Annotated in this window: 23 protein-coding genes, 1 tRNA gene, 1 other RNA gene, 1 riboswitch and 1 other annotated feature; of the genes, 21 read left to right on the top strand and 4 right to left on the bottom strand. The window is 46.5% G+C overall.

Features of this window, described 5'->3' with window-relative positions; all coding sequences use genetic code 11:
* Window positions 1-103 precede the first annotated feature (103 nt).
* Window positions 104-239, top strand: a riboswitch (cyclic di-AMP (ydaO/yuaA leader).
* A 60-nt stretch (window positions 240-299) separates the two neighbouring features.
* The 11 genes from SPSPH_RS21225 to SPSPH_RS21180 all read left to right on the top strand — a co-directional run bounded on the left by SPSPH_RS21225 (window position 300) and on the right by SPSPH_RS21180 (window position 7,873).
* On the top strand, window positions 300-2,147 hold the full coding sequence (locus SPSPH_RS21225; protein WP_075756189.1) for an APC family permease: 1,848 nt from the start codon (window positions 300-302) through the stop codon (window positions 2,145-2,147).
* Window positions 2,148-2,421: 274 nt separating this feature from the next.
* Window positions 2,422-2,511: transfer RNA gene (locus SPSPH_RS21220), tRNA-Ser, on the top strand.
* A gap of 53 nt (window positions 2,512-2,564) precedes the next feature.
* Window positions 2,565-2,664, top strand: an RNA gene (ffs, locus tag SPSPH_RS23600) — signal recognition particle sRNA small type.
* 260 nt (window positions 2,665-2,924) lie between these two features.
* The gene (dnaX, locus tag SPSPH_RS21215) at window positions 2,925-4,658 is read left to right on the top strand and encodes a DNA polymerase III subunit gamma/tau (RefSeq protein ID WP_075756188.1); all 1,734 of its coding nucleotides are present in this window, start codon (window positions 2,925-2,927) and stop codon (window positions 4,656-4,658) included.
* 25 nt (window positions 4,659-4,683) lie between these two features.
* Window positions 4,684-5,010, top strand: a complete 327-nt coding sequence (locus SPSPH_RS21210; RefSeq protein WP_075756187.1) for a YbaB/EbfC family nucleoid-associated protein — start codon at window positions 4,684-4,686, stop codon at window positions 5,008-5,010.
* Between the two features lie 3 nt (window positions 5,011-5,013).
* Window positions 5,014-5,607 (top strand): recombination mediator RecR, encoded by a 594-nt coding sequence (gene recR, locus SPSPH_RS21205; RefSeq protein WP_075756186.1) that lies wholly within the window; start codon window positions 5,014-5,016, stop codon window positions 5,605-5,607.
* 65 nt (window positions 5,608-5,672) lie between these two features.
* A complete protein-coding gene (locus SPSPH_RS21200; protein ID WP_075756185.1) occupies window positions 5,673-5,927 on the top strand; it encodes a DUF2508 family protein in 255 nt (84 codons plus the stop codon).
* A gap of 199 nt (window positions 5,928-6,126) precedes the next feature.
* Entirely contained in the window at window positions 6,127-6,420 is a 294-nt protein-coding gene (locus tag SPSPH_RS21195) for a DUF2508 family protein (RefSeq protein ID WP_075756184.1), read from the top strand.
* Window positions 6,421-6,463: 43 nt separating this feature from the next.
* Window positions 6,464-6,748 carry a pro-sigmaK processing inhibitor BofA family protein gene (locus SPSPH_RS21190; RefSeq protein WP_075756183.1) on the top strand — a complete coding sequence of 95 codons (285 nt, stop codon included), beginning with the start codon at window positions 6,464-6,466 and terminating at the stop codon, window positions 6,746-6,748.
* A gap of 134 nt (window positions 6,749-6,882) precedes the next feature.
* Window positions 6,883-7,566, top strand: coding sequence for a hypothetical protein (locus SPSPH_RS21185; protein WP_075756182.1), 684 nt, complete (start codon window positions 6,883-6,885; stop codon window positions 7,564-7,566).
* A gap of 46 nt (window positions 7,567-7,612) precedes the next feature.
* Entirely contained in the window at window positions 7,613-7,873 is a 261-nt protein-coding gene (locus SPSPH_RS21180; RefSeq protein WP_075756181.1) for a hypothetical protein, read from the top strand.
* 134 nt (window positions 7,874-8,007) lie between these two features.
* Here the strand turns inward: SPSPH_RS21180 and pruA are convergent, their stop codons facing one another.
* Window positions 8,008-9,639, bottom strand: a complete 1,632-nt coding sequence (gene pruA, locus SPSPH_RS21175) for an L-glutamate gamma-semialdehyde dehydrogenase (protein ID WP_075756180.1) — start codon at window positions 9,637-9,639, stop codon at window positions 8,008-8,010.
* A gap of 253 nt (window positions 9,640-9,892) precedes the next feature.
* Between pruA and SPSPH_RS21170 the strand changes: the two genes are divergently transcribed.
* From SPSPH_RS21170 to SPSPH_RS21145, 6 genes are all read left to right on the top strand, one after another.
* Window positions 9,893-11,326, top strand: a complete 1,434-nt coding sequence (locus SPSPH_RS21170) for a sigma-54 interaction domain-containing protein (protein WP_198930930.1) — start codon at window positions 9,893-9,895, stop codon at window positions 11,324-11,326.
* 348 nt (window positions 11,327-11,674) lie between these two features.
* Window positions 11,675-12,592 (top strand): glycyl-radical enzyme activating protein, encoded by a 918-nt coding sequence (locus SPSPH_RS21165; RefSeq protein ID WP_198930929.1) that lies wholly within the window; start codon window positions 11,675-11,677, stop codon window positions 12,590-12,592.
* A gap of 6 nt (window positions 12,593-12,598) precedes the next feature.
* The gene (hypD, locus tag SPSPH_RS21160; RefSeq protein WP_075756178.1) at window positions 12,599-14,977 is read left to right on the top strand and encodes a trans-4-hydroxy-L-proline dehydratase; all 2,379 of its coding nucleotides are present in this window, start codon (window positions 12,599-12,601) and stop codon (window positions 14,975-14,977) included.
* Between the two features lie 276 nt (window positions 14,978-15,253).
* Window positions 15,254-16,054: an inositol monophosphatase family protein gene (locus tag SPSPH_RS21155; protein WP_075756177.1), complete on the top strand. Its 801-nt coding sequence runs from the start codon at window positions 15,254-15,256 to the stop codon at window positions 16,052-16,054.
* A gap of 36 nt (window positions 16,055-16,090) precedes the next feature.
* Window positions 16,091-17,401, top strand: coding sequence for an MFS transporter family glucose-6-phosphate receptor UhpC (uhpC, locus tag SPSPH_RS21150; RefSeq protein WP_075756176.1), 1,311 nt, complete (start codon window positions 16,091-16,093; stop codon window positions 17,399-17,401).
* A 126-nt stretch (window positions 17,402-17,527) separates the two neighbouring features.
* Window positions 17,528-17,839: a pyrimidine/purine nucleoside phosphorylase gene (locus SPSPH_RS21145; RefSeq protein WP_075756175.1), complete on the top strand. Its 312-nt coding sequence runs from the start codon at window positions 17,528-17,530 to the stop codon at window positions 17,837-17,839.
* Window positions 17,840-17,998: 159 nt separating this feature from the next.
* Here the strand turns inward: SPSPH_RS21145 and SPSPH_RS21140 are convergent, their stop codons facing one another.
* From SPSPH_RS21140 to SPSPH_RS21130, 3 genes are all read right to left on the bottom strand, one after another.
* The gene (locus SPSPH_RS21140; protein ID WP_075756174.1) at window positions 17,999-18,889 is read right to left on the bottom strand and encodes a LysR family transcriptional regulator; all 891 of its coding nucleotides are present in this window, start codon (window positions 18,887-18,889) and stop codon (window positions 17,999-18,001) included.
* 98 nt (window positions 18,890-18,987) lie between these two features.
* Window positions 18,988-19,629: a C40 family peptidase gene (locus tag SPSPH_RS21135; protein ID WP_075756173.1), complete on the bottom strand. Its 642-nt coding sequence runs from the start codon at window positions 19,627-19,629 to the stop codon at window positions 18,988-18,990.
* A gap of 386 nt (window positions 19,630-20,015) precedes the next feature.
* Window positions 20,016-20,390, bottom strand: a complete 375-nt coding sequence (locus SPSPH_RS21130) for a methylglyoxal synthase (protein ID WP_075756171.1) — start codon at window positions 20,388-20,390, stop codon at window positions 20,016-20,018.
* 632 nt (window positions 20,391-21,022) lie between these two features.
* Between SPSPH_RS21130 and SPSPH_RS21125 the strand changes: the two genes are divergently transcribed.
* From SPSPH_RS21125 to ilvC, 4 genes are all read left to right on the top strand, one after another.
* Entirely contained in the window at window positions 21,023-22,327 is a 1,305-nt protein-coding gene (locus SPSPH_RS21125; RefSeq protein ID WP_075756170.1) for a phenylacetate--CoA ligase family protein, read from the top strand.
* 30 nt (window positions 22,328-22,357) lie between these two features.
* Window positions 22,358-22,807, top strand: coding sequence for an ACT domain-containing protein (locus tag SPSPH_RS21120; RefSeq protein ID WP_075756169.1), 450 nt, complete (start codon window positions 22,358-22,360; stop codon window positions 22,805-22,807).
* Between the two features lie 350 nt (window positions 22,808-23,157).
* Window positions 23,158-23,389: a binding site (T-box leader), on the top strand.
* Window positions 23,390-23,451: 62 nt separating this feature from the next.
* Window positions 23,452-23,994, top strand: a complete 543-nt coding sequence (gene ilvN, locus SPSPH_RS21115) for an acetolactate synthase small subunit (protein ID WP_075756168.1) — start codon at window positions 23,452-23,454, stop codon at window positions 23,992-23,994.
* Window positions 23,975-24,967, top strand: coding sequence for a ketol-acid reductoisomerase (ilvC, locus tag SPSPH_RS21110; protein WP_075756167.1), 993 nt, complete (start codon window positions 23,975-23,977; stop codon window positions 24,965-24,967). The genes ilvN and ilvC overlap by 20 nt, the downstream gene beginning before the upstream one ends.
* Window positions 24,968-25,009 lie beyond the last annotated feature (42 nt).

Here is a 25,009-nt window from a genome sequence, read left to right as displayed (position 1 = left end):
AAGCCTATTGTGTTCTGTGCCTATAGGCAGCGATAAGCAGGCATAAGCCAAGTGTAGCAGGACTTTATGTTTGATTAGAAAAGCAGTAAGATAACAATGCATACACAATATAAGGCCGAGTTCCGTAATGGAAGCGGAGGAACCACTTTTGGGGTTAATTTTGTCCTTGTGACAAAAGGGATGTTTTCTCTTGTCATCCTACCCGTCAGCTAACTTCGCAGGCCAAAGCAAGGGGTCGAAAGGCCGTCAGGTCTTTTTCTTATGCCCAAAAATCGAATAATGAAACTGGAGGCGCTGGTATGATGCGCGAATTTCGCCGATTACTTATCGGCAAGCCCCTTCACAACCGGGAATTGGCTCATGAAAAACTTCCCAAGTGGAAAGCCTTATCCATCTTTTCCTCTGATGCGTTATCGTCGGTGGCTTACGGGCCGGAACAAATTATGCTTACCCTGGTGGCTGTTCCGGGTATTATTGCCTATGGCTTTATGGCGCCGGTGGCGCTCTCCATTCTGTTACTGCTGGGCATCGTGGTTTTGTCCTATGTGCAGGTCGCGAAGGCTAATCCCGGCGGGGGCGGGGCCTACTCTGTGGCCAAAAAAAACCTGGGAGAAATGCCGGCGTTGGTGGCTGCCGGTTCGGTATTTGCCGATTATGTGCTGACAGCCGCTGTAAGTGTCTCAGCCGGTACGGCGGCCATTGTTTCCGCTCTGCCTGACCTGGCCGGGCACGAAGTGACCCTGGATGTAATGGTGCTCTTTGGTTTGCTGATGCTGGTGAATCTGCGCGGTGTCCGGGAATCGTCCAATGCCTTTGTTATACCCACCTACGCCTTTTTATTCGGCGTAATTGCTTTAATTGCAACAGGTGTCTGGAAAGCCTTCACCGGCGCACCCTATCTGTTGCCGCCGGAGTCTTTGGCCCGTCAGCAACTGGACTGGGCCATGCTGTTTGTCATCTTACGGGCTTTCGCCAATGGCTGCAGCTCTATGACCGGGGTTGAGGCTATTGCTGACAGTGTGCCGATGTTCAAACAGCCTGAGGCCCGCAACGCAACGGTTACCACCTATTGGATGGCCGGTATCCTGAGCTTTATGTTCCTGGGTATCACCTATCTTGTTATGCACTATCATATCCTGCCTGTTGCCGAAGTAACCGCCATGTCGCAACTGGCTGAGCAAATTTTCGGCCGTTCGGCAGCGTATTACTATATTCAATTCACGACCATGCTGGTATTATATCTGGCCGCCAATACCGCCTACAACGGGTTGCCGATGCTGTTGGCTATTGTCGCCAGAGATGGCTATCTGCCGCGTTATCTGTCAACCCGCGGTGAACGGTTAACCTTTTCTAACGGGATTATCCTGCTCACCCTTGCCGCTGCGTTATTGATTATCGCTTTTCAGGGAGATACCGAGCACCTGATTTCCTTGTATGCTATTGGTGTTTTTATTTCCTTTACCATTGCGCAGGCCAGTATGGTGGTGCACTGGTACCGGCAGCGGGGTAAGGGCTGGCAGGTCCGGGCCTTCCTCAACGGTCTTGGCGCTGCCGTCACCGGTTTGGTGGTTCTGATTATTACGGTAACGAAATTCCTTTATGGAGCCTGGGTTGTGCTTGTTTTCATTCCCATCATGATTTATATATTTAAAGCCATCCGGGGACATTATAATACCATGTCGGAGCAATTGCACCTGCCGGAAGCATGTTATGAAAGAGGTGCGGCCACCTTTCCCAAAGGCAAACACACCGTTATTGTGCCTGTATCCAGTCCCACCCGTGTTGTGTATGAGACCATCAAATATGCCAAAATGATCGGTGATGATATCCTGGCCGTTCATGTATCTGACAATGATGAACTGACCAAAAAGGTTATAGAAAAATGGAAGCTGTGGGACCCTGGTGTGGAATTGGTGGTTATTCGTTCGCCGTACCGGCTGTTAATGCGCCCGCTCTTGCATTTTATTGAAAAAAGATGCCGGGAGAAGGGGCCGAATGATTATATCACCGTCATTATTCCGGAGTTTGAAACCAGGAAAGCATGGCACCGGTTATTGCACAACCAGACCGGCTGGTTTTTGCGCAATACTCTTATTTGGAAAGAAAATGTCATTGTAACCACAGTGCCGTATCATTTGACAAAATAACCGGGACGGACCTTCCGGGATCACACCCGGGAGGTCCGGCACCGGTATCTGTCAGATAACACTGCGCTGCCGGCGCCTCAGTACTATTGCCGGCTGTAAGGCCGCAGCAGCGGTTTTTCTTTACTCAAAAACTTGACAAGCCTTTTGGTACTCGGTATAATTAAGCAGTATCAATTGGCTGCCGGTTTGTCTGGTGATATTGCCGGGCTTGCAATATTTACCGCTTGCATTGATTTAAAAAATAAGATATAATAAGTTTCTGTTGAGAGCACTTGGAGAGATGTCCGAGCGGTTGAAGGAGCACGCCTGGAAAGCGTGTGTACGGGAAACTGTACCGAGGGTTCGAATCCCTCTCTCTCCGCCATAAAATTCAAGGCCGGTATACGGCTTTTTGTTTTCTAGGCCGGACTGTAGCAGTGCCGGGTCTTACGCAATAGGAACTCATGAATCGCGTCAGGTCCGGAAGGAAGCAGCGCTAAGTGATACTTCTTATGTGCCGTAAGGGTGCCTGGTATCTGCTGTGGTCCGTCGTGGGAAACAAGGCCGTATGGTACGCGGAAGCAATATAATATATCTATTGAAAGTAGCCAATGAGGGCTGCTTTTTTGTTATATGGCAAACTGCACACCCGCCTGCGCCTGCCAGATTCTTTAACGTAGGATATACATACGGTGGCGGATAAATTATTTTCTTGAAAAAGGGAAATATTTTAGTAATGTTGAATATAAATGAAACTTGCATTATCTAATGTCTTAGCGGGGTAAAGGAGGTATGGGCGTGGCTTATGTGGCTTTATACCGCAAATGGCGGCCGCAGGATTTTGATTCCTTAGTCGGTCAGGAGCATATTAGTACTACCTTGAAGAATGCCATTGCCACCGGCAAGATTGCTCATGCCTATCTGTTTTCCGGTCCGCGTGGTACAGGAAAAACCAGTACGGCCAAAATTCTGGCAAAATCACTCAATTGTGAACATGGTCCCAGCGTCAATCCCTGCAACCACTGTTCCAACTGTGATAAAATTACTGCCGGTACTTCCATGGACGTATTTGAAGTGGACGCAGCTTCCAACCGGGGCATTGACGAGATTCGCGATTTGAGGGAAACCGTTAAGTTTGCGCCGGTAGACGGGCGTTATAAGGTGTATATTATCGACGAAGTGCATATGCTGACAACAGAGGCTTTTAACGCCCTCTTAAAAACCCTGGAGGAACCGCCGGCCCATGTGGTATTTGTGCTGGCAACCACCGAACCGCATAAGATTCCGGCCACCATCCATTCGCGCTGCCAGCGTTATGACTTCCGGCGGATTAACGCCAGGGAAATTGAGGAGCGGCTGAGTATGGTGGCAGAACAGAGCGGCCTCAAGGCTGCTCCGGATGCACTCAGGCTTATTGCCATTCAAGCCGAGGGCGGTATGCGGGATGCGCTCAGTATTTTGGACCAATGCGCTGCTTTGGATGACGGCAGCGTGATAACAGCCGCCCATGTGCGCCAGCTATTAGGCTTGATTGGTCATGAGTGGGTGTGGCAGTTAACCGACGCTGTGGCTGAACGGGATGCGCACAGCGTACTGGTGAAACTTGACGAACTTATTAATCTAGGGAAAGATATTCGCCAACTGCTTGTGGAGCTGGCGCTGCATGCCCGGAGTCTGATGCTGTATAAAGCTGCTCCTGCTATAGATACTATTGAAGTATACAGTGATGATAAAGCTGTGCTTGCCGCCCAGAGTGCCAAGTTCAGCCATCAGGAACTGGTAGCCGTGCTGGAAGTGCTGCATCATGCCGCTAATGAAGCAAAATGGGCGGCTGAGCCGCGTATTGTGGTGGAAATGGCGCTGATTACGTTGTGCCGCAGGGCGGCAAAGAGCGATATGGCCGCACTCTTAGAGCGGGTTGCTGCGCTTGAAGCCAGACTTGCCGGCAATCCGGCAGGGGCTGCCGTCAGTATGGCTAAAACGGAGGCTCCCGCAGCGGAACCGCCGCCGTCAGTGCCGCGGGTGCAGTCACCTGTAACACCCATGCCGCCGCGGCCGCAGCCAGAACCGCAAACGCCGCTCAGTCCTCCGGCACCACCGCCAGCCAATCCGTCTGTTTCGGCTCCGCCGGAACCGTCAGGCGGCAGCGTTGGCGGCGATCTGAATGAGATATGGTCGGCTGTGCTCAAAGAACTCATGACCAGCGGCAAGCGGTCGGTACATGCTTGTGTGATGCAAGGACGCTTGACAGGGCTTACCGCTACTCAGGCCACAGTGCACTTTACGGCAACCTTTCCCAAGGAACGCACCGAGAAGGACGATTACCGGACTATTGTGGAAAAAATCCTGGCTCACATTACCGGACATCAGGTAAAATTAATGTGCTCACTGGGGACAGATACGCCGCCGGCCAAACCGGCTGCGCCGAAGCCGGCGGTGGCAGCCGCTCCCCCTGATCCAGGGATGGAGCATCCTGCGGTTAAGCAGGCCCAGATGATGTTTGGTGGCAAAGTAATTAAGATAGAGGAATAAAAATTAGTGTTAGGAGGCTGATAACATGTTTGGAAATATGGGAAACATGGCAGGAATGATGAAAAAGGTGCAAAAGCTTCAGGCCGATATGGGTAAACTGCAAGAGGAGCTTAAAGCCCGTACTATTGAGGTATCTACCGGTGGCGGGGCAGTAAAAGTAGTGGTTACCGGCGAAAAGAAAATTCAGTCGGTAAAGATCGCACCGTCGGCGGTTGACCCGGAAGATGTGGAAATGCTGGAAGACCTGGTGGCTGCTGCAGTCAATGAGGCTATGAACAAAGTGGATGATATGATGTCCCAGGAAATGGGCAAACTGACCGGCGGTCTCAACCTGCCGCCGGGAATGTTTTAATCCATGGCCTATATTGCGCCAATTGCCAGGCTGGTGGAGCATTTCCGCCGCCTGCCTGGCATTGGGCCTAAATCTGCGGTTCGCCTTGCCTATTATGTGATTAAAATGGATAATAGTCAGGCATCGGCTTTGGCTGAGGCCATTATTTATGCCAAGGAGCGGGTTGGCTATTGTTCGATCTGTTTTGATTTAACTGATAGCGATCCCTGCCAGACCTGCCGGTCTGAGGGGCGGGATCAAACCGTTGTCTGTGTGGTGGAAGATCCCAAAGACGTGACAGCCATGGAGCGTACCCGTGAATTTAAGGGCCTGTATCATGTATTGCACGGCTCGTTGTCCCCGCTGGAGGGTATTGGCCCTGACGACATCAGGATTAAAGAATTGCTGGACCGGGTCAGGCTGGGAGTGCAGGAAGTTATTATGGCTACCAACCCGAATGTTGAAGGTGAAGCTACGGCTATGTATATTGCCAAATTGCTGAAACCGCTGGGGGTCAAAGTGACTCGCATCGCCCACGGCTTGCCGGTAGGCGGTGACCTGGAATATGCCGATGAGGTGACCTTGTCCAAAGCACTGGAAAACCGGCGAGAAATGTAGTGCAATTTGGTGTATGATTTATCCCGCCTGTTTATGGGAATACTGTAAGCAGGAGGGCGATATGCATGAAAACAAAGTTAACCAATTTAGCCAAGGGTGTATTGTCAGAGCGCGTACCGGAGGCTAAATACCCGTCCTTGATGCAGCAGCTTGAGGAAGCGAGAAAAGAATGGCTGAATGCCCAAAACTACTATAACAATGTATCTGATACCGATTTGGTGGATTATGCCGCTTATCTTATTCAAGCCTCCGAAAAAAAATATAATTATCTCTTAAAACGCGCGCGCCATGAAGGCCTTGAGTATTCGCCATTTAACTAAAAATCACAAGCTAAAGCTAAAATACCGGAATATGTCCGGTATTTTTATTTTGGGCACAAGACCGGGCACGGACAGCTGTGTTTTCTTTATTCCATCGGCTTCCACCTTCGCCAGCGGCTCGGTGCAAGCCGTGTTTTCTTTATCATTATTTTGGACTGGCCAACATATATTGTTGTAAGTATTTATGTTGGAGGGATAAATGATGGCTGCATGGCAAAAAGTACTGGAACTGTTCCATAGCGAGCCTGCTAGCGCTAAAAAGCAGATCAGCCTGCCGGAAATAGTGGATCAATCGCGACGTGACTGGTTATATGCCCAAAGTTGCTATAAGACAGTAAGTGACCCGGATTTAGTTGACTATTTTTCTTTTCTCATCAAGGCTTATGAGCGCAGATATGTGTATTTGCTTAGAAAAGCACGGGATGAAGGTATCTGCTGCCCGGGTATTATCTCGGGAATTCAGGATGAGACAACTGTACGCAAAGTGTTTTAGCGTGGTAAAATAGAGAAAAGCAGGTTGGAAGGAGGGAGAAGCTATGCCGTTTTTACCGGCAGGTTTAGAATTTAATGTTGTTGTGGCCTACGCATTTGGGATTATTTTAATATATCTTATTGGCCGTATGTTTTTAATGCCTATAAAGCTGGTATGTAAGCTGATATATAATGGTTTAGTAGGCGGCGTCATGTTATGGGCTGTTAATTTTGTCGGTGCCTATGTCGGATTTACTATCGGCATCAACCCGATTACGGCGCTTATTGCCGGTTTTTTAGGATTGCCGGGAGTTGTTTTATTGATTTTGTTTAAAATATTTATTAATTAGTGACAATGCTGTGCCGCTGGCGCTTAACCTCCGCCTAGGATAACGGCTGTTTGTGCCTCAGTAATGGTGACGGTGGTAAGGACTGAGCCGGATATTTTTCTTAAATATGTGGACAAGGAGTGGAGCACCTGGATATGGTAAAAGATACGCAGCAGGTTGAACCAATTATTGAAGCCTATGTGGGGGAATATGCCAGCGGTAAAAGTGAAAACGCCGTAAACCGGGCTATTTATTTACGCAAGCAGGGGTTGCCGGTAACTATTGTCGATTTGGATACTGTGGAGCCATGCTATACGCTGCGCCCCATAAAGCAGGAGCTGGAAGAACTGGGCATGGAGGTTGTTGCCTGGGAGACCCGGGATACTACCGGTCTGGGGGAAGCCGGCAATGTTATTAAGGCTTCGATGCGCTGGGTGCTCAGACGCAAAGGCAATATCATTATGGATGTTGGTTATGGCGTGCATGGTGCCAGGATTTTTAACCTGGTGGAAGGCGCCTTTGAGAATCCGTATCTTAAAATCATTGCTGTGCTGAATATGTCGCGCCCTTTCACTTCAACGGTAGATAATATTTTGGAATATGTTGCGACTCTGGGCCGGGTGGATGCTGTGCTCAACAACACCCACATGGCGGAAGAGACCACTGTCCAGCTTGTGCAGCGCGGTGCTGAAGGCGTGACTGAAGCGGCAAAACGCCTTGGCGTACCGGTGGTAGCCACTTCGGCGGTAACTGAAATTGCCGATCAGATTGGACCGGTTGATTGCATGGGTAATCCGGTCTGGAAGCTGGAACGGATTATGCCGCGCACATTTTGGTAAGCATTCCGGCATTCGCTCATATAATAACCCAAGAGGGGGTGCCAGTATGCTTCAACCAGACTTTCAGGATGTTTTAGAAACGTTTGTTTTTACCAATTTGCCTGCGCTAATGAATCCAGCGGCTACTGTTGTTGTCACAACTACTCCGGAAACCACTGCTCCCAGTACTGACATCATTGTGATTTCACCGGAACTTTTGACCACGCTAAGAACCTATGTATTTAATAATTTTTCGGAATTTAATTTAGCGCCCGATATTCAGGATATTGTAAGACAGTTTTTTACGCTGAACAACTCGATAAGTTAGAAAACCGCTACTAACTGATTTTAGGTGCCGGTTGTAGAAGACGGAGCCAGGCTTCTGTCATCGGATAAGCAAAAAACCATCCGAAAAGGATGGTTTTTTGCTGTTTACTATAGCGGAAAGTGGAGTAAGCGGGATTATTTTTCAATCATATAGGGATAGTTAACAACTGTACGGGGAACCAATGTCTCTTTAATGGAACGTTGATTCATCCAGCGGTACAGGTTGATGGCACTGCCGGCTTTATCATTTGTGCCTGAACTGCGGCTGCCGCCGAAGGGCTGTTGTCCGACAACGGCACCGGTGGGCTTGTCGTTGATATAGAAGTTGCCGGCTGCATGATCCAGGGCTTTTGCTATTTTAATAATGGCGGCTCTGTCCTGGGCAAATACAGCGCCTGTCAAAGCATAGCTGGTGGCGGTATCGCAGGCTGTTAAGGTTTCATCCAATTTGTCGTTCGGATATACATAGATGGTCATAACAGGTCCGAAAATTTCTTCTACCATTGTCTTGAAGGTGGGTGTTTTGGCTACGATCACGGTAGGCTCGACAAAGTAGCCGACACTGTCATCGCAATCGCCGCCCATGATAATCTCGGCATCAGGGGACTCTTTGACATAATCGATATAATTCTTGATATTCTGGAAGGATTTCTTGTCAATAACAGCATTTACGAGATTGGTAAAGTCGCAGACATCACCCATCTTAAGCTTGCTGATTTCTGTTTCCAGGCGTGTTTTTACCTCAGGCCACAGGCTTTCCGGGATATAGGCACGGGAGGCTGCCGAGCATTTTTGTCCTTGATACTCAAAGGCACCAAGCACGATATTGCAGGTAAGGGCTTCCACATCTGCCGATTCATGGGCAAAGATAAAGTCCTTGCCGCCTGTCTCGCCAACAAGCCGGGGATAGGTAACATAGTTATCAATATTTTGGCTGACTTGTTTCCAAATATCATTGAAGACGCCGGTAGAACCGGTGAAATGGAAACCAGCCATCTTAGGATGGGGAACGACAACCTTGCCGAAATCAACACCCCTGCAAGGTACGAAGTTGATAACCCCTGCAGGTAAACCAGCCTCCAGCAGGATTTGCATGAAATAGTAATTAGCAAGTACGGCGGTCGATGAAGGCTTCCATAGAACGGTATTGCCGCACATCGCCGGAGCTGTGCACAGATTGCCGCCGATGGCTGCAAAGTTAAACGGTGTGATTGCGGCAACAAACCCGTCAAGGGCCCGGTATTCTACCCGGTTCCAGACACCATCGCTGTTATTGGGTTGCTGCTTGTATATTTCCTGGGTGAAATATATGTTGAACCGGAGAAAATCAGCCAATTCACAAATAACATCAATTTCCGATTGGAAGGTATTCTTGCTTTGACCAAGCATGCAGGAAGCCGATAATTTTGCCCGGTATTTTCCTGTCAGTAAATCGGCTGCTTTTAAGAAAATAGTAGCGCGATGCTCCCACGGCATGTTTTCCCATTCTGCTCTGGCTGCTTCTGCCGCTTCGATGGCCATCAGCAGTTCTTTTTCACCGGCTATATAATATTGACCAAGTACTTGGTTGTGATTATGGGGGCAAATTATGTTTGCCTTGTGCTCTGTGCGGACCTCCTTACCACCGATAATAAGTGGTATTTCAACCGGGTTTGCTAACTGTCTGGCAAGCTCTGCCTTTAACGCAGCCTTTTCCGGTGAGTCCGGCAGGTAGCTTTTAACTGGTTCGTTTACCGGAGCTTTTACTTGAAAATAAGCATTGTTCACATCAAGAACCCCCTAATATTTTTAATATTCGTTCTTGAGTGATAGTATAAATAAAAAACAGGTAGCAGACAAACGGGGAATACTTTATTAATATATCAGTAATTTTGATGGAACCTTATATAGTCAGATAAACAAGAAAAATTAATGCAATACGTTGAAACATTTGATGATTGAGAATGCGGTATTGGTGCAGGATTTTATTTTGTTACGGTAAATAAGTATATAACATTTCATAGATAACGAGGTGGAGATATTGAACTATAAATTCCTTTTAGAATCAATTTTGATGAATATGGATGAAGGAATTTTAGTGGTAGATAGCGAGGCTAATGTTACTTTTTATAACGAACCGGCAACCAATATTGCAGGTATTAGTCCGGAAAAGGCTATTGGCAAAAATATCTTAGAAATCTTCTCAGATTTGACACCGGAAAGCAGTACCTTTTATCAGGTACTACGCAATAAACAGCCCATTATTGATTATGCTCAAACATATATGAATTATCAAGGCGTCAAGGTATCTACCTTGACCTCAACCATACCGCTCATCGAACAAGGGGAGGTTGTCGGAGCCCTTGAAATCTATCGGGACTTAACGCAGGTAAAAGAGTTATCAGAGAAGGTCTTGAACTTACAATCGGAATTATTCAAGAAAAAGAGTAATGAAAAGTCCTATAGCGGTAATGGTGTTGTGTATACTTTTGATGACATTATTGGAGAAAGTTTAGCGATAAAAAAACTAAAAGAACAAGCAAAAAAAATAGCAGATAGTATGTCACCGGTATTAGTGTATGGAGAAACCGGGACTGGTAAAGAAGTTTTAGTTCAAGCTATTCATAGTGCAAGCAGGGTACGGAAACACAAACCCTTTATAGCACAAAACTGTGCGGCTTTGCCAAATACCCTTTTGGATAGTATATTATTCGGTACGACTGCCGGCAGTTTTACAGGTGCAAAAGATAAACCAGGACTATTTGAACTTGCCGACGGGGGAACTCTTTTTTTAGATGAAATTAATTCCATGGATCTGGAATTGCAGGGAAAACTGCTGCGCGTTTTACAGGATGGTATCGTTCGCAGGGTTGGCGGAACTAATACCGTGCATGTCGATGTTAGAATTATAGCCAGCACCAATGAGCATCCGGCCTACATCGTGGGAAAAAATATTTTACGTAAAGATTTGTATTATCGGTTAAATGTTGTATCTTTAACTATTCCCCCGCTAAGAGAGAGAGTAGAAGATATTCCACTACTCGTAAAATCTTTTATTGAAATGTACAATAATACGGTGAATAAGAAGGTTGATAACATTACACCTGAAGCCGTTCATGTTTTGCAGTCCTATCATTGGCCAGGAAACATTCGGGAATTGAAATATGCTATTGAAAGTATTATGAACTTCGTTGATAGTCATAGTATTAATGTCCATGATATACCTTCTCATATTATCGACTTCCTTGCAACGCCGGGAGTAAAACTGGAAGAAACACTGGAGAACATACCGGTTTCTTCATTGGTGGACAACTTAAATAAGTATGAAAAACAATTAATTCAAAGAGCTATCAGGCAGGCCAATGGCAATGGGGCCAAAGCTGCAAGAATATTGAATATTCCCCGGCAGACTTTGCATAATAAGATTAAAAAATATAATATTGACTGGAAAATAATAATGGAAAATGATGTATAGTAAGTAGTTTTCGGTTTAAACGTCCCTATGATAGCAATGTCGCAAGACATTGCTATCATAGGGACGTTTAAAATTTTTTCTTGTGAAAAGAACATGCTGAAAGTCCCTTAAATGATACGTATTATATTGGACATTGTCCCATTTTCGGGACGTTATTTAATTTTAAGAAAATATCAAAATATCTTAAAATACCGGATAATCAGATAAAAAACGAACGATTAAAACTGAATTAGCTATAGTTTTTCAGATAAAACAATGATTGGCATGCTTATTGCAATATAGTATGCAAGACAGTTAGCGAGTTGAAGGGAGGCAATGGTTCCCTAAACGATAAACAACTAATTCGGATTGGCGGGTGATTTTTTGATTGCGGGTACAGTGTTCAATATTCAAAAATATTCAATTCATGATGGTCCGGGTATACGTACCACTGTTTTCTTCAAGGGATGTCCTTTAGCCTGCTGGTGGTGCCATAATCCTGAGAGCCTGTCAGCAAAAACAGAAATAGTCTTTTTGCAAAACAAATGTATTGGCTGTGGTGACTGTGTAAAAAGCTGCACCAATGCGGCTATCACACTTACCAGCCAAGGTATTAAAAGAAATGAAACAAAATGCAGCCTGTGTAAAATGTGCGTAGAAGCATGCCCTACCGGAGCCATGGAGCAGCTTGGACAAAAAAGGACTGTGGCAGAGGTTATGCAGGAAATAGAAAAAGACAACATTTTTTATGAAGAATCAGGCGGCGGCGTTACGTTTTCCGGAGGAGAAGCTCTATACCAACTGGAATTTCTCGACGCCCTGCTTACGGCCTGTAAAGCCAAAAGGATTCATACGGCTTTAGATACTTCCGGTTATGCTCCATGGGAAGCCATTGACAGGATAGCGGACAAAGTAGATTTGTTTTTATATGATATCAAACTTATGGATGACGAGAAACACAAAAAATATACGGGTGCACCCAACAAGCTAATCTTGGAAAATTTGAAAAAACTGGCGGCAGATCAACGTAGAATCTGGATTCGTATTCCCGTGATACCGGGTATAAATGATGATGAGAAAAACATAAAAGACCTAGGTGATTTTTTATCGTCACTGAACTTACGGGATGTTTATCTATTGCCGTATCACAATATTGCCATTGACAAATACGCTAGGCTGGGAAAAACTTATCCACTGCCTGAACTGGCATCACTTTCAGATAAGCAAATGGATAACGTTATTGAAATCCTGAAAGCTTCTAGCTTACATATAAACAAAGGAGGATGATGAGAAATGACAACAGGAGTCAGTGTCAATGACAGAGTGACAAAATTAAAAGAGCAGAGTCTAAATACTGTACCGCGTTTATCTATTGAAAGAGCCAGACTGATAACCGAAGCCTATCAAAAGTATGCAGGCAAAGTTTCCATACCGGTATTGCGGGCTTTAGCCTTTAAGCATCTGATGGAAAACAAGACGATCTGCATCAATGAAGGAGAACTGATTGTCGGCGAGCGGGGGACTGGTCCGCAGGAAGCTCCGACTTATCCGGAGTTATGCTGCCATACGGTTGAGGACTTTGAGATTATTGACCAGCGGGATAAAATCTTTTTCCGGGTAGATGAAGAAACCAAGCGCATTCAAAAAGATGAGATTATTCCTTTCTGGCAAGGCAAGGCCATTCGCGACCTGATATTTGCTCAAATGACACCGGCCTGGCAGGATAGTTACGAAGCTGGAATTTTTACCGAATTTATGGAACAAAGATCACCTGGTCATACGGTTGCTGACGGAAAAATTTACCAATATGGTTTTCTTGATTTTAAAAACAGGATTGAGAGAAAACTTCAGGAACTGGATTTTCACCAGGATCCTTTAAGCTATGACAAGCAAGAGCAATTAACAGCAATGGCAATTTGCTGTGAAGCCATTATTGCTTTTGCCAACCGCCATGCGGCTAAAGCTAAAGAATTGGCTGGCAAAGAGCAAGAGCCGGTCAGAAAGCGGGAACTGGAGGAAATTGCAGATATTTGCAGCCATGTGCCGGCTTATGCGCCAAGAACTTTCCGGGAGGCCTTGCAGGCGTACTGGTTTGTCCATCTGGGCGTTATTACCGAATTAAATACCTGGGATTCTTTTTGTCCAGGCAAGCTGGATATTCATTTGTATCCTTTTTATGAAAAAGAAACCCAGGCAGGCACTCTGACCCGCGAGGCTGCCAAGGAATTGCTACAGTGCTTTTGGGTAAAATTCAATAACCAGCCTGCGCCGCCCAAAGTAGGCATTACGCTGCAGGAAAGCGGTACTTATACTGATTTTTGCAACATCAATATTGGCGGTATCAAGCCGGATGGCACTAATGGTGTAAATGACGTATCTTATCTGCTGTTGGATATTATTGAGGAAATGCGAATCCTGCAGCCCAGCACCAATGTGCAAATCAGCAGGAAAAATCCGGATCAGTTTGTTATCAGGGCTGCTGAAGTTATCCGGGAAGGCATGGGCTTTCCTTCGGTATTCAATACCGATGCTGTTCTGGAAGAACTGCTGCGGCAGGGCAAAAGCCTGGAAGATGCCCGTGGCGGTGGAACCAGTGGGTGTGTGGAGGTAGGTTGTTTTGGTAAAGAAGCTTATATCTTAACAGGATACTTGAACCTTGTAAAGATTTTGGAAATAACACTTCACAATGGTGTCGATTCGAGAACAGGCAAGAAAATAGGCATCGAAACCGGTGATGCAACTACATTCGCTTCACTGGATGAATTGTTGGCTGCATTTAAAGAGCAGGTCAAGCATTTTGTGGATATCAAAATCAGGGGTAACAATGTTATTGAACGGTTGTATGCCCAATATATGCCTGCCCCCTTTATGTCTATTATTATTGATGATTGCATTGAAACCGCTAAGGATTATAACGCAGGTGGAGCAAGATACAACTCGCGGTATATCCAGGGTGTGGGTATCGGCAGCATCACCGACTGCCTGGCGGCCATTGAATACCATGTATATGATCACAAGAAATTGTCCATGGGTGAACTGCTGGATGTATTGCAAGCCGATTTCCAGGGATATGAAAAAGTACGGCAGCAATTTTTGCATAAAACGCCGAAATACGGCAATGACGACGACTATGCCGACAACATTATGCTCAAAGTCTTCGAGATTTTCCATGATGTTGTCAATGGCCGCAAAACTCCGAATGGTGGAACCTACCGGATCGAAATGCTGCCGACCACATGCCATGTATACTTTGGCTCGGTTATTGGTGCCACACCGGACGGCAGACATGCGGGACGGACGTTGTCGGAAGGCATTTCTCCTGTCCAGGGTGCGGATACAAACGGACCTACGGCAGTTATCAAATCGGCAGCAAAAATGGATCAGCTAAGAACCGGCGGAGCCTTACTGAATCAGAAGTTTACTCCCCAAGTGGTACAGGGAGAAGAAGGTCTCAGAAAACTTAAAGATCTGATTCGTGCCTATTTCAAAATGGATGGACACCATATTCAATTTAATATCGTGGATGCCGATACTTTGCGCGATGCTCAAAAAAATCCGGAAAACTACAATAATCTGATTGTTCGGGTTGCCGGTTACAGCGATTACTTCAACAATCTTACCAAATCTTTGCAGGATGAGATTATTGATAGGACAGAACATACTGGTTTTTAAGTCAATTCATACGTCTTACCCAGAATAATCTGGTTCAGCAGGTCATTTCCCAGAAGCCATGCAGTCAAGAGCGAGTGTTTACTTGCCAGTCTTGCCTGCATGGCATCGGGAATTCAATTTATCCGATGGCTAACCTGCTCTAAGCCTCCCATCTTCTACAAGTGGGAGCTAAGAACGGCTAAGTCTACTTTATAAAAACGAGGTGAAGGTTATGCTTTAGTCAAAGTACAAGCCAGAAAAATATCGGAATCTATTATTCTGACTTAGGAGGATGTTATGAGTTCAAAATATTTGGAATTTATTGACATTGCCATGAAGGCAGCTGATGTCTCAAGAGAAATTTTAACAGAGCACAGAGTAAAGTACTTGCGTGGTAATTACGATTTTAAAACAAAAAATGACGCAAGTCCTGTAACAGAGACTGATGAGCGTGTGGAACATGAAATACGATCCATGATACAAGCAGCTTTTCCAAGCCACGGCATGTTAGGAGAGGAGTATGGCGCCGACGCACAAGACGCCGAGTTTGTCTGGGTTATTGATCCTATTGATGGTACGCGTCAATTTATCGTCGGTTATCCGTTCTATGGTACTCTCATTTCGCTCTGTCATTGGGGCCAACCAGTGCTTGGGGTTGTAGAGATGCCTGTGATGGCTGAACGCTGGGTGGGTATTGCCGGAGAGCCTTCGACTGTCAATGGCTTGCCCATTAAAACACGGGAGCATGATGAGCTTAGCACGACACTGGCAGCTTCCAGCAATACTGAGTTTGTTTTTCCCGAAGACAAAGAAGCTTACGCACATCTGATGAAGTCGACGAAATGGCGTGTTTACGGTGGGGCTTGTTATGGTTATCTTAGCCTTGCGGCAGGAAAGATCGACCTTTGTTATGACAGTGGTATTATGCGTGAAGTTGATTATTGTGCACTTGTACCCATTATTGAAGGTGCCGGTGGTGTTATGTCTGACTGGGAGGGACAGCCGCTTACCATGCATTCTGGTATGAAAGTGCTGGCTGCTGGCGATCGTCGTCTGCACACAAAAGTCCTTGAAGAGATTAAAAAATTTAGACCATGACTATCTTAGTATCCACATAAATGAGGAGGGTTTTGTATGTTCTATTGGTTGAAACCGGCAGAGTCCAAACCCGTTACCAAAAGTCAGGCAGAGATTGACAAGGACTATAATTACTGGCGCTGGCACGTCATGGCATCTATCTGGGTGGGGTATGCCATATTCTACTTCACCCGCAACAGCTATAAATCCATCATGCCGAAAATGCTGGAAGACCTTCACTTGCAGCTTTCGGATGTAGGCATGCTCAGTACTATATTTTACATTGTTTACGGATCTTCGCGGTTTATTGGCGGCATTATGAGCGATAAGTCGAATCCACGCTATTTTATGGGTATCGGCTTAATTCTTACCGGTATTGTTAACATTTTATTCGGATTAAGCTCTTCTGTAACCATGTTCGCTCTGCTCTGGGGTCTCAATGCCTTTTTTCAGGGTTGGGGCTGGCCTCCCTGCACTAAAATCCTTACAACCTGGTATTCCAGAAATGAACGCGGTTTTTGGTGGGCGCTTTGTAATACGTCACATAATGTTGGCGGCGCTATCATTCCTATCTTGGCAGCATATCTCGCCGTTCATTACGGCTGGCGCTACGGCATGATTGTTCCCGGTATTATCGGTATTGTTTTTGGTATTCTTGTTTGCATTTTCTTGCGTGATCGCCCGGAATCCATGGGTTTGCCGAAGGTTGGTGAGTGGCGAAACGACGAGTTGGAAATGGAGCAGGTCAAAAAGAGCGCTTCCGACCTGTCCACATTTACCATATTGCGTAAGTATATTTTAACAAATAAGTTTGTGTGGTTGCTGGCCCTGTCATATGTGCTTGTTTATGTTGTTCGTATCGGCGTCAACGACTGGGCTAATCTTTTTCTTGTCAAAAGCCATGGTGTCGACCTGGTGGTAGCCAATTCGGCTATTTCCATGCTGGAAATCGGCGGCTTTATTGGCACTATCGCGGCAGGCTGGGGTTCAGATAAATTGTTTAAGGGCAATCGCATTCCTATGAATATTATCTTTATGCTTGGCATTATGGTCTCGGTAGCGGCGTTGTGGCTGTTGCCTCTTGTCAGCTACTGGGCCATCGGTGCTACGTTTTTCTTCATCGGCTTTTTTATTTTTGGCCCACAAATGCTTACCGGCATGGCGGCAGCCGAAGTGGCGCACAAGGAGTATGCAGGAACTGCTACTGGTTTTGTCGGACTTTTCGGTTACATGGGCGCAGCGTTAACAGGCCTGCCTGTCGCTAAGGTCATTGAAACCTGGGGTTGGGACGGCTTTTTCATGGTCATGGCTGTGGCTTCGTTATTGTCGGCTCTTATCATAGTGCCAATTATGAAACCTAAAAAGTAGTCGGGTTTGCGGGGTGAAAAAGAGAACACCCGCTAAACATAAAACATGAACTCTGTAGTTTGCAGAGTTCATGTCCTGTGTTAGAATAATTGTTAAGTATAAACGGTCAGGGAGGAATAGTTTGATATGGAACAATTTGAGAATGTAACTATCCGTACACATGCAAATATTTATTTTGAGGGCAAGGTTACTAGCCGGACGATTCTGTTTGCTGATGGCAGTAAGAAGACACTTGGGATTATGATGCCAGGTGATTATGAGTTCGGTACTGAGGCCGCGGAAATAATGGAAATATTAGCAGGTGAACTGGAGGTATTGTTGCCAGGCAAAAATGAATGGGCTGTTTATAAAGCAGGTACTGCTTTTAATGTTCCTGCCAATTCAAGCTTCAAGCTGAAAGTACTGACGGTAGTAGACTACTGCTGTTCTTATCAGTAATCTTAACATCGTATCCAGGTTTGATAGTAGAAAAAGGTTATGATTTGAAGCCTGGAGTACTTTAACTGGAAAGCAATTTTACCGACGAATGACGAAAAGCAGCCTGTACAGGCTGCTTTAAAATTTATTATACACCAATTTTTTCTTTTTGCGGCGATATCATTCAAAATCAAAATAATTATTGTCACGCAGCCAGGACCGGACGCAGGCAAGGAATTTTTTGGCGGCAGGAGAAACGGTTTTAAAGGAAAGTGCCGCGATTCCCAGGATACGGTACTCGGCCTCCTTTAAATCTATAATATGAATATTGTCAGGTACATTAACTAAAATCAGTTCAGGCAGGATACTGATTCCCAAGCCCCGCTGTACCATAGCAAATATAGTGCGCTCTTCCATTAACTCATATTTGACTTGCAGGTTCAATTTGTTACCGTTTAAGAGGCGTCTAATATTATCATCACTGCCCCATTGCGGCATAATGAAGGATTCATCTTTGATTTGTGCATAGGAAATAGCTTTTTCATGCCGCAGTGGGTGATTTGGCGGCAACACGACCATCAGTTTGTCCTTTTTTAAGGGTATGGTTTCAAAAGGCTTGGAGGTGGGTAGTGACACAAAACCGAGGTCTACCGTCCCGTTTGACAGCCAGTCATTCATTTCATCGTAGCAGCCTAGATAGGTTTTTACTTCAATTTGCGGATATTTTTCACTGAACTCTGAGAAAATGCCAGGCAGCCATTGCATGGAGACGCTGGATAAGGTCCCCAGACGGACAGTGCCGGTATCAAAGCCTTTGATGGCAGCTACTTCCTGCCGCAGAAGCTCTTCTTCATGCAAAATTCTGCTGACATGCCTGAGAATACGTTCGCCATTACTTGTTAAGCTGATTCCAGACCGGTCGCGCTTCAGTAAAGAAAACCCCAATTCCGACTCAAGAGTAGAAATGGAATAACTGACTCCTGACTGGGTTAAATTGAGCTTTTCCGCGGCTTTGGTTAGGCTGCCAACTTCAACAATGGTGCTGAATATCTCGTATTTTGAAAGTGACAAATAACCAACCCCTTGCTATAGAGATGACTAATTATACTATACTATATTATAGGTAAAAAGGCCATCCCGAATTGGGATGGCCTTTTGCGATGGGTGTCTTAATAGCGGCGGGCGCCAATATAGCGTTCCGCGTAGTACGTTTCTGTCAGAGAGTTGATGGTTACTTCTTTGGCAGCCGAGCTGGCATGAATAAACTTGTTATCTCCCAGATAGAAGCCTACATGGGATGCGCCTGGCTTGTAAGTTGTAAAGAACACCATATCGCCTACTTGTAAATCATTCTTATTGACGGCAACACCTTTAGCAAACTGTTCGGCAGCCGTACGGGGAATGGTAATGCCGCTTTCCTTCATAACATACTGCGTATAACCGGAACAGTCCCAGCCGGTAGGGACAGTACCGCCCCAGACATAGGGAACTCCCATATATTTCTGAGCGTTTTTGACAATATCCGCGCCCTTGGTGTTCGCGGTTCCGGTTGTTTTAGAACCGGCAGCCGCACCCAGGACAGAAGAAATGGTATCGGTGCTGGTATTGCTGCTATTGGACGTACCGAGGAATTTACCTAAAAGGAGTGCCAGCAGGATGTTGATAAAACCGCTGGAACCGCCGCTGCTGCTTTGGGTAGAAGTTGTAGGACTGGTTACCTGAGCCGCCTGAGCAGGCGCTACCGGAATGAACAGTGTAGAGAAAAAGGTGAAGAGCAACACCGCAGCTATCTGATGTGTATAACGTTTCATGTTCGCGCCTCCTTATTATTTTAGAGTAGACTGAGCCGTTTGCCTCCTGTACTTTGGCGTATAACGCCCGCAGGCAACGGATTAGCCGTCGGATAATTTATTGCAAGTACCATTCAATAATATCATAGTAAAGTATTTATGTAAACAACAAATAATGGATAAGAAAATCCGCTGATGCGGCCTTATGGCCGTTATGCATAAGCGGAGGGTAAGCGCCGGCGGCGCGCAAAACTTATATATTCGGTTAAGAGCAAAAAATACGGCCTGCACCGGGCCTTTTGGCAACGGTGCAAGCCGTATTGCTTTTGCGATAGGTACTATCTTATACACTGACTCAAGACTCCCGCCTCTACAGGCGGCGGGAGTTCAGCTTTGCTGAAACAAGTTCACTGGCAGTGTAAGCCTTGTAAAACGAGGCAGGCAGTTGCCAGGTTGGTGGCGACCGGAATGTTGTGTACATCGCAGACTCGCAGCAGCGCGGTAATATCCGGCTCGTGCGGTTGAGCGGTCAGGGGGTCGCGCAGGAAGATAACGGCATCGACTTCCTGGCAGGCTATGCGGGAGCCAATCTGCTGGTCGCCGCCAAGCGGGCCGGACAAATAGGTGGTAACAGGGAGTCCTGCATTTGCTTTGATGATTTTACCGGTAGTCGCGGTGGCAATTAGGTCATAGAGTGCCAGTTGATTTTTGTTTGCCAAAACAAAGGCTAGCATTTCTTCTTTTTTACGGTCATGCGCTATCAATGCGACAGTCTTTTTCATAAAGTATCACCTCATTAACAACATTCGGTCCCTAAATCTATAATACCAATAAAAGGCTGCCGGTGCAAATGAAGACAGTAAGGCAGGACTGAGCTGCTTGCCGGTATCTCCTGCCGGAGCAGCGGCGGGACTTGCCGTGGCTTGTGTCGACAAATAGTGCTTGACTTTGTCCGCGACAACTGGTATCATATTTCACAAAATACAGTATACAAATATTTTCAAACTTGTACAATTGTAATAAGGGAAGTGTGTCTAGTAGTCCGTCAGGTCTAAAGCCATAGGATGAATTGCGCGGGAGTTTCCGTCCAGCAAGGCGGAGGAGCCGCGCATATTGGACATATGTAAGGTGACGATAAAGTAAACACGGTTTGTGCCGAGCGCTAGCGACAGCAGAAACTGATGTTGCCCTTATGCCCCTCGTGGGCTAACGAAGCTGGGCGGGAAATATCGCGACAAGAACACTGTGGATTTGGGCTTGGCGGACTACTAGGGTTCCGGCAATTGTCGTTGCGCCTGGTCCGAGCGGCACAGGGCCCGGAGGGTCACACCGTGGGTACAAAAAACCCTAGCGGAAAGTTCCTGCCAAGGACTTTTTGCGGGGTTTTTTTATTATTTCAGGAGGAGAATAATACATGAATACATATTGGAACAAACCGGCGGAAACCATGCAGCGGGAGGAAAGACAAAAGTTGCAGGCTGGACGGCTAAAGGAAATTGTCGATAGATTATACCGGCAGCAGCCGTTTTATCGCTCGAAAATGCAGGAAGCAGGCCTGCTTCCTGAAGATATTGGCAGCCTGGAGGATATTACTAAACTTCCGTTTACAACGAAACAGGATATGCGTGACAATTATCCCTATGGCCTGTTTGCGGTACCTATGTCGGAGATTATCCGGATTCATGCTTCCAGTGGCACTACCGGCAGACCTACTGTTGTTGGTTATACTAAACGGGATATTGGCATTTGGTCTGAAGTTGCGGCCAGATCCCTGGTGGCGGCAGGTCTGAGCAAACAGTCCTGCATTCAGGTAGCTTACGGTTACGGTTTATTTACCGGAGGACTGGGCATTCACTATGGAGCAGAGCTTTTAGGCGCTTCGGTAATTCCTATATCAAGCGGCAATACTGCCAGGCAAATTGCGCTAATGAAAGACTTCGGCACAACGGCATTAGCCTGTACTCCTTCTTATGCCCTGTATATTGCCGAGACCATGCGCGAAATGGGGATTGAGCCGGGCGAGACCTCGCTTAAGGTAGGCATCTTTGGCGCTGAACCCTGGTCTGAGCAAATGCGCCAGGAGATAGAAGCCCAGCTGGGCATTAAAGCCATTGATATTTATGGTTTAAGTGAGATTATCGGGCCGGGTGTCGCCATCGAATGCTGTGCTCAGAATGGTTTGCACATCAGTGAAGATCATTTTTATCCGGAAATTATCAATCCGTTGACAGGTGAAGTGCTGCCTGACGGCGAAAAAGGTGAATTAGTTATTACCACTCTCACCAAGGAAGGCATGCCGATGGTCCGCTACCGTACGCGGGATCTGAGTGTCCTCCACCGGGAAAAATGCACTTGCGGCCGGACTTTGGTCAGAATGAGCAAGGTGCTTGGACGCAGTGACGATATGCTCATTATTCGCGGGGTTAATGTATTCCCCTCGCAAGTGGAGAGTGTGCTTTTGGGTATCGGCGAAACCTCGCCGCATTATCAGTTAATTGTTGAGCGCAAAGATAATCTGGATCATCTCACCGTACTTGTTGAAGTTACCGATGAGATGTTCTCTGACGAAGTGCGCGGTTTAGAAGTGCTGGAGGCTAAAATTAAGGCAGAGCTGGCCAGTGTTCTTAGCGTGTCCGCCAGTGTTCGCCTTGTCGGTTCTAAAACCATTGAGCGCAGCGAAGGCAAAGCTAAACGGGTTGTGGATAAGCGGAAACTTTGATTAATATAAAAACTATTAAGGAGGTACAGCATGATTATTCAACAATTGTCGCTGTTTTTGGAAAACCAGCCTGGCAAACTGGCAGAAGTCCTGGGTGTGCTTCATGCTCATGGGAGTAATATCCGGGCAATGTCGGTTGCCGATACGGCGGATTTTGGGATTTTAAGAATTATTGTTAATGAGCCGGAAAAGGTACAACAGATATTGCGCGGTGCCGGTTTTACGGTTAAGGCTACACCGGTGTTAAGTATTGTGTTAAGCGATACGCCGGGGAGCTTGTTCGAACATGTCAGTAAGCTAAGTGCGGCCGGAATCAATGTTGAATATGTGTATGCTTTTGCGGCTACTTCGACAGATACTGCACGGGTGGTCTTAAAGGTTGATAATTTGGAGCTGGCCGAACGTTTGATTGCCGGTGAAGGCAAGGCGACCGAACCGTACCGGGAAGATGCGGGTGCTACCCCTAACTTTTACTGGTAATGTCTGCTGCGGATTACAAAAAGCGGGATTGCTTCGCGCTGCTTGCAGTGATTGTCCATTGTCACTGCGAGCGCCGGCGTGGCAATCCCGCTTTTACAAATAACTGCAAAACCTAAAAAAAACTCCTTGACAAAACACATTAGTCCTGGCATAATGTATACAGAATTACATTATGCGTAAGGAAGTGCGTCTAGGGTTCCGCTGATTGACAGGACTGGGCCGAGCGACGCAGAGCACATTAAACCGTGTGCTACACCGTGAGAATAAAAGACTCTGCGGAAAGTTTCTTATTTTTTACAAGTGAGACTTTTTGTGCAGGGTATTTTTATAACCTTTTTGCGCAAATAGTGATAATAGTGATGATTGGGAGCAAGCTTAACATCCTGCCCAGAGAGCCGGTGGCTGGTGTGAACCGGTGCAGTGGTCTAAGCAATACTCGCCCAGGAACTCTGCTGTTGACCTGCGTATGTATGCAATACGCACTAGACAGTGGCGGTACCGGCCGTTATCCGGTAGCCATGAATAACGTCATGGCTAAATGAGCCCAAAGTAGGGTGGTACCGCGCGTTTAGCGCCCCTATGGACAGATTGATATATCTGCCATAGGGGCGTTTTATATTTTAAAACTTTAAGGAGGAGCATACATGGAGGTGGAAGTTGTGCAGTCTAACGTTCTTTCGGTATTAGTACACAATCAACCCGGGGTGTTGGTCCGAGTCGCCGGTATGTTCTCGCGGCGGGGCTTTAACATCGACAGTCTGACCGTAGGTGTTACCCAAGACCCCGAGTATTCCCGGATAACAGTAGCCGTCCGTGGGAATCATGCATTTATTGACCAGGTGAAAAAACAAATCGAAAAGCTGGTGGAAGTGGTAGCTGTGCAGATTTTGCCGCCTGATCATTCCGTTTTTCGGGGGCTGGCGCTGCTTAAGGTTAAAGCCGGCGACAACCGCTCCGAAATCCTTAAGCTGGCCGAAGTTTTCCGGGCTAATGTAATCGATATCTCAGGCAGCACCATCACGCTGGAAGTAACCGGCGAGGATAGTAAGATGAATGCCCTGACAGAGGTTCTGGCCCCTTACGGACTGTTGGAAACCATCCAGACCGGCCTTGTAGCGCTGGAACGGGGGGAAAATACAATATATGAACATGAGGAGAGAAAAAATTATGAGCAAAATGTATTATGAACAAGATGCCCGCTGGGAACTTATCCAAGGAAAAACAGTAGCGATTATTGGTTATGGCAGCCAAGGCCATGCCCATGCGCTTAACCTGAAAGATAGTGGCATTAAAGTTATTGTCGGTCTTCATGAAGGCAGCCAATCGGCAGCCAAAGCCCGCGAAGACGGTCTGACGGTTACTGATGTGGCCCAGGCAGTAGCTAATGCCGATGTCACCATGATTCTTATTCCTGATGAAAAACAAGGCAAGGTATATGCCGAACAAATCGCCCCGAACCTGAAACCCGGTTCTGCTCTGGCGTTTGCTCATGGCTTTAACATTCACTTTAGCCAAATTGTTCCTCCTGCCAATGTGGATGTATTTATGGTTGCGCCGAAAGGACCAGGACATCTGGTACGCCGGGTATTTACTGAAGGTAAAGGCGTTCCCTGCCTCATGGCCGTGTATCAGGATCATAGCGGCAGCACCCAGGACCTGGCATTGGCGTATGCGAAAGGCATCGGCGGCGCCCGGGCCGGTGTACTTGTTACCACCTTCAAAGATGAAACCGAATCCGACCTTTTTGGTGAACAGGCCGTACTGTGCGGCGGGGTAACCGAATTAATTAAAGCCGGTTTTGATACCCTGGTGGAAGCCGGTTATGAGCCGGAAATCGCTTATTTTGAATGTTTGCATGAAATGAAGCTGATTGTTGACCTCATGTATGAAGGCGGCATGGCCAAGATGCGTCATTCGATCAGTGACACTGCCGAATATGGCGATTATGTAACTGGATCGAGGATTGTTACCGAGGAAACCCGCGCCGAAATGAGACGGATTCTGGCTGAAATCCAAAACGGTACCTTTGCCCGCAACTGGATCGTGGAAAATCAGGCAAACCGCCCGATGTTCAATGCCAAACGCCGCCAGGAAGCAGGCCACAAAATTGAAACCGTTGGCAAAGAACTGCGTCAAATGATGTCCTGGCTGCAAAAATAACTCTCCTTTGGAGTCAGTAAATATTAAATAATGAAAGCGAGG

This window comes from Sporomusa sphaeroides DSM 2875 (assembly GCF_001941975.2).
Lineage (GTDB): Bacteria > Bacillota > Negativicutes > Sporomusales > Sporomusaceae > Sporomusa > Sporomusa sphaeroides.
Note: the sequence above shows the minus strand (reverse complement) of the source record. Positions and strands in the feature narration are given on the sequence as shown.

What these genes read in the sequence shown, in the direction of transcription:
- SPSPH_RS21225 (WP_075756189.1), top strand. Translation starts at nt 300, where the DNA reads ATGATGCGCGAATTTCGCCGATTACTTATCGGCAAGCCCCTTCACAAC.
- SPSPH_RS21210 (WP_075756187.1), top strand. Translation starts at nt 4,684, where the DNA reads ATGTTTGGAAATATGGGAAACATGGCAGGAATGATGAAAAAGGTGCAA.
- recR (WP_075756186.1), top strand. Translation starts at nt 5,014, where the DNA reads ATGGCCTATATTGCGCCAATTGCCAGGCTGGTGGAGCATTTCCGCCGC.
- SPSPH_RS21200 (WP_075756185.1), top strand. Translation starts at nt 5,673, where the DNA reads ATGAAAACAAAGTTAACCAATTTAGCCAAGGGTGTATTGTCAGAGCGC.
- SPSPH_RS21195 (WP_075756184.1), top strand. Translation starts at nt 6,127, where the DNA reads ATGATGGCTGCATGGCAAAAAGTACTGGAACTGTTCCATAGCGAGCCT.
- SPSPH_RS21190 (WP_075756183.1), top strand. Translation starts at nt 6,464, where the DNA reads ATGCCGTTTTTACCGGCAGGTTTAGAATTTAATGTTGTTGTGGCCTAC.
- SPSPH_RS21185 (WP_075756182.1), top strand. Translation starts at nt 6,883, where the DNA reads ATGGTAAAAGATACGCAGCAGGTTGAACCAATTATTGAAGCCTATGTG.
- SPSPH_RS21180 (WP_075756181.1), top strand. Translation starts at nt 7,613, where the DNA reads ATGCTTCAACCAGACTTTCAGGATGTTTTAGAAACGTTTGTTTTTACC.
- hypD (WP_075756178.1), top strand. Translation starts at nt 12,599, where the DNA reads ATGACAACAGGAGTCAGTGTCAATGACAGAGTGACAAAATTAAAAGAG.
- SPSPH_RS21155 (WP_075756177.1), top strand. Translation starts at nt 15,254, where the DNA reads ATGAGTTCAAAATATTTGGAATTTATTGACATTGCCATGAAGGCAGCT.
- uhpC (WP_075756176.1), top strand. Translation starts at nt 16,091, where the DNA reads ATGTTCTATTGGTTGAAACCGGCAGAGTCCAAACCCGTTACCAAAAGT.
- SPSPH_RS21145 (WP_075756175.1), top strand. Translation starts at nt 17,528, where the DNA reads ATGGAACAATTTGAGAATGTAACTATCCGTACACATGCAAATATTTAT.
- SPSPH_RS21135 (WP_075756173.1), bottom strand. Translation starts at nt 19,629, where the DNA reads ATGAAACGTTATACACATCAGATAGCTGCGGTGTTGCTCTTCACCTTT.
- SPSPH_RS21130 (WP_075756171.1), bottom strand. Translation starts at nt 20,390, where the DNA reads ATGAAAAAGACTGTCGCATTGATAGCGCATGACCGTAAAAAAGAAGAA.
- SPSPH_RS21125 (WP_075756170.1), top strand. Translation starts at nt 21,023, where the DNA reads ATGAATACATATTGGAACAAACCGGCGGAAACCATGCAGCGGGAGGAA.
- SPSPH_RS21120 (WP_075756169.1), top strand. Translation starts at nt 22,358, where the DNA reads ATGATTATTCAACAATTGTCGCTGTTTTTGGAAAACCAGCCTGGCAAA.
- ilvN (WP_075756168.1), top strand. Translation starts at nt 23,452, where the DNA reads ATGGAGGTGGAAGTTGTGCAGTCTAACGTTCTTTCGGTATTAGTACAC.
- ilvC (WP_075756167.1), top strand. Translation starts at nt 23,975, where the DNA reads ATGAGCAAAATGTATTATGAACAAGATGCCCGCTGGGAACTTATCCAA.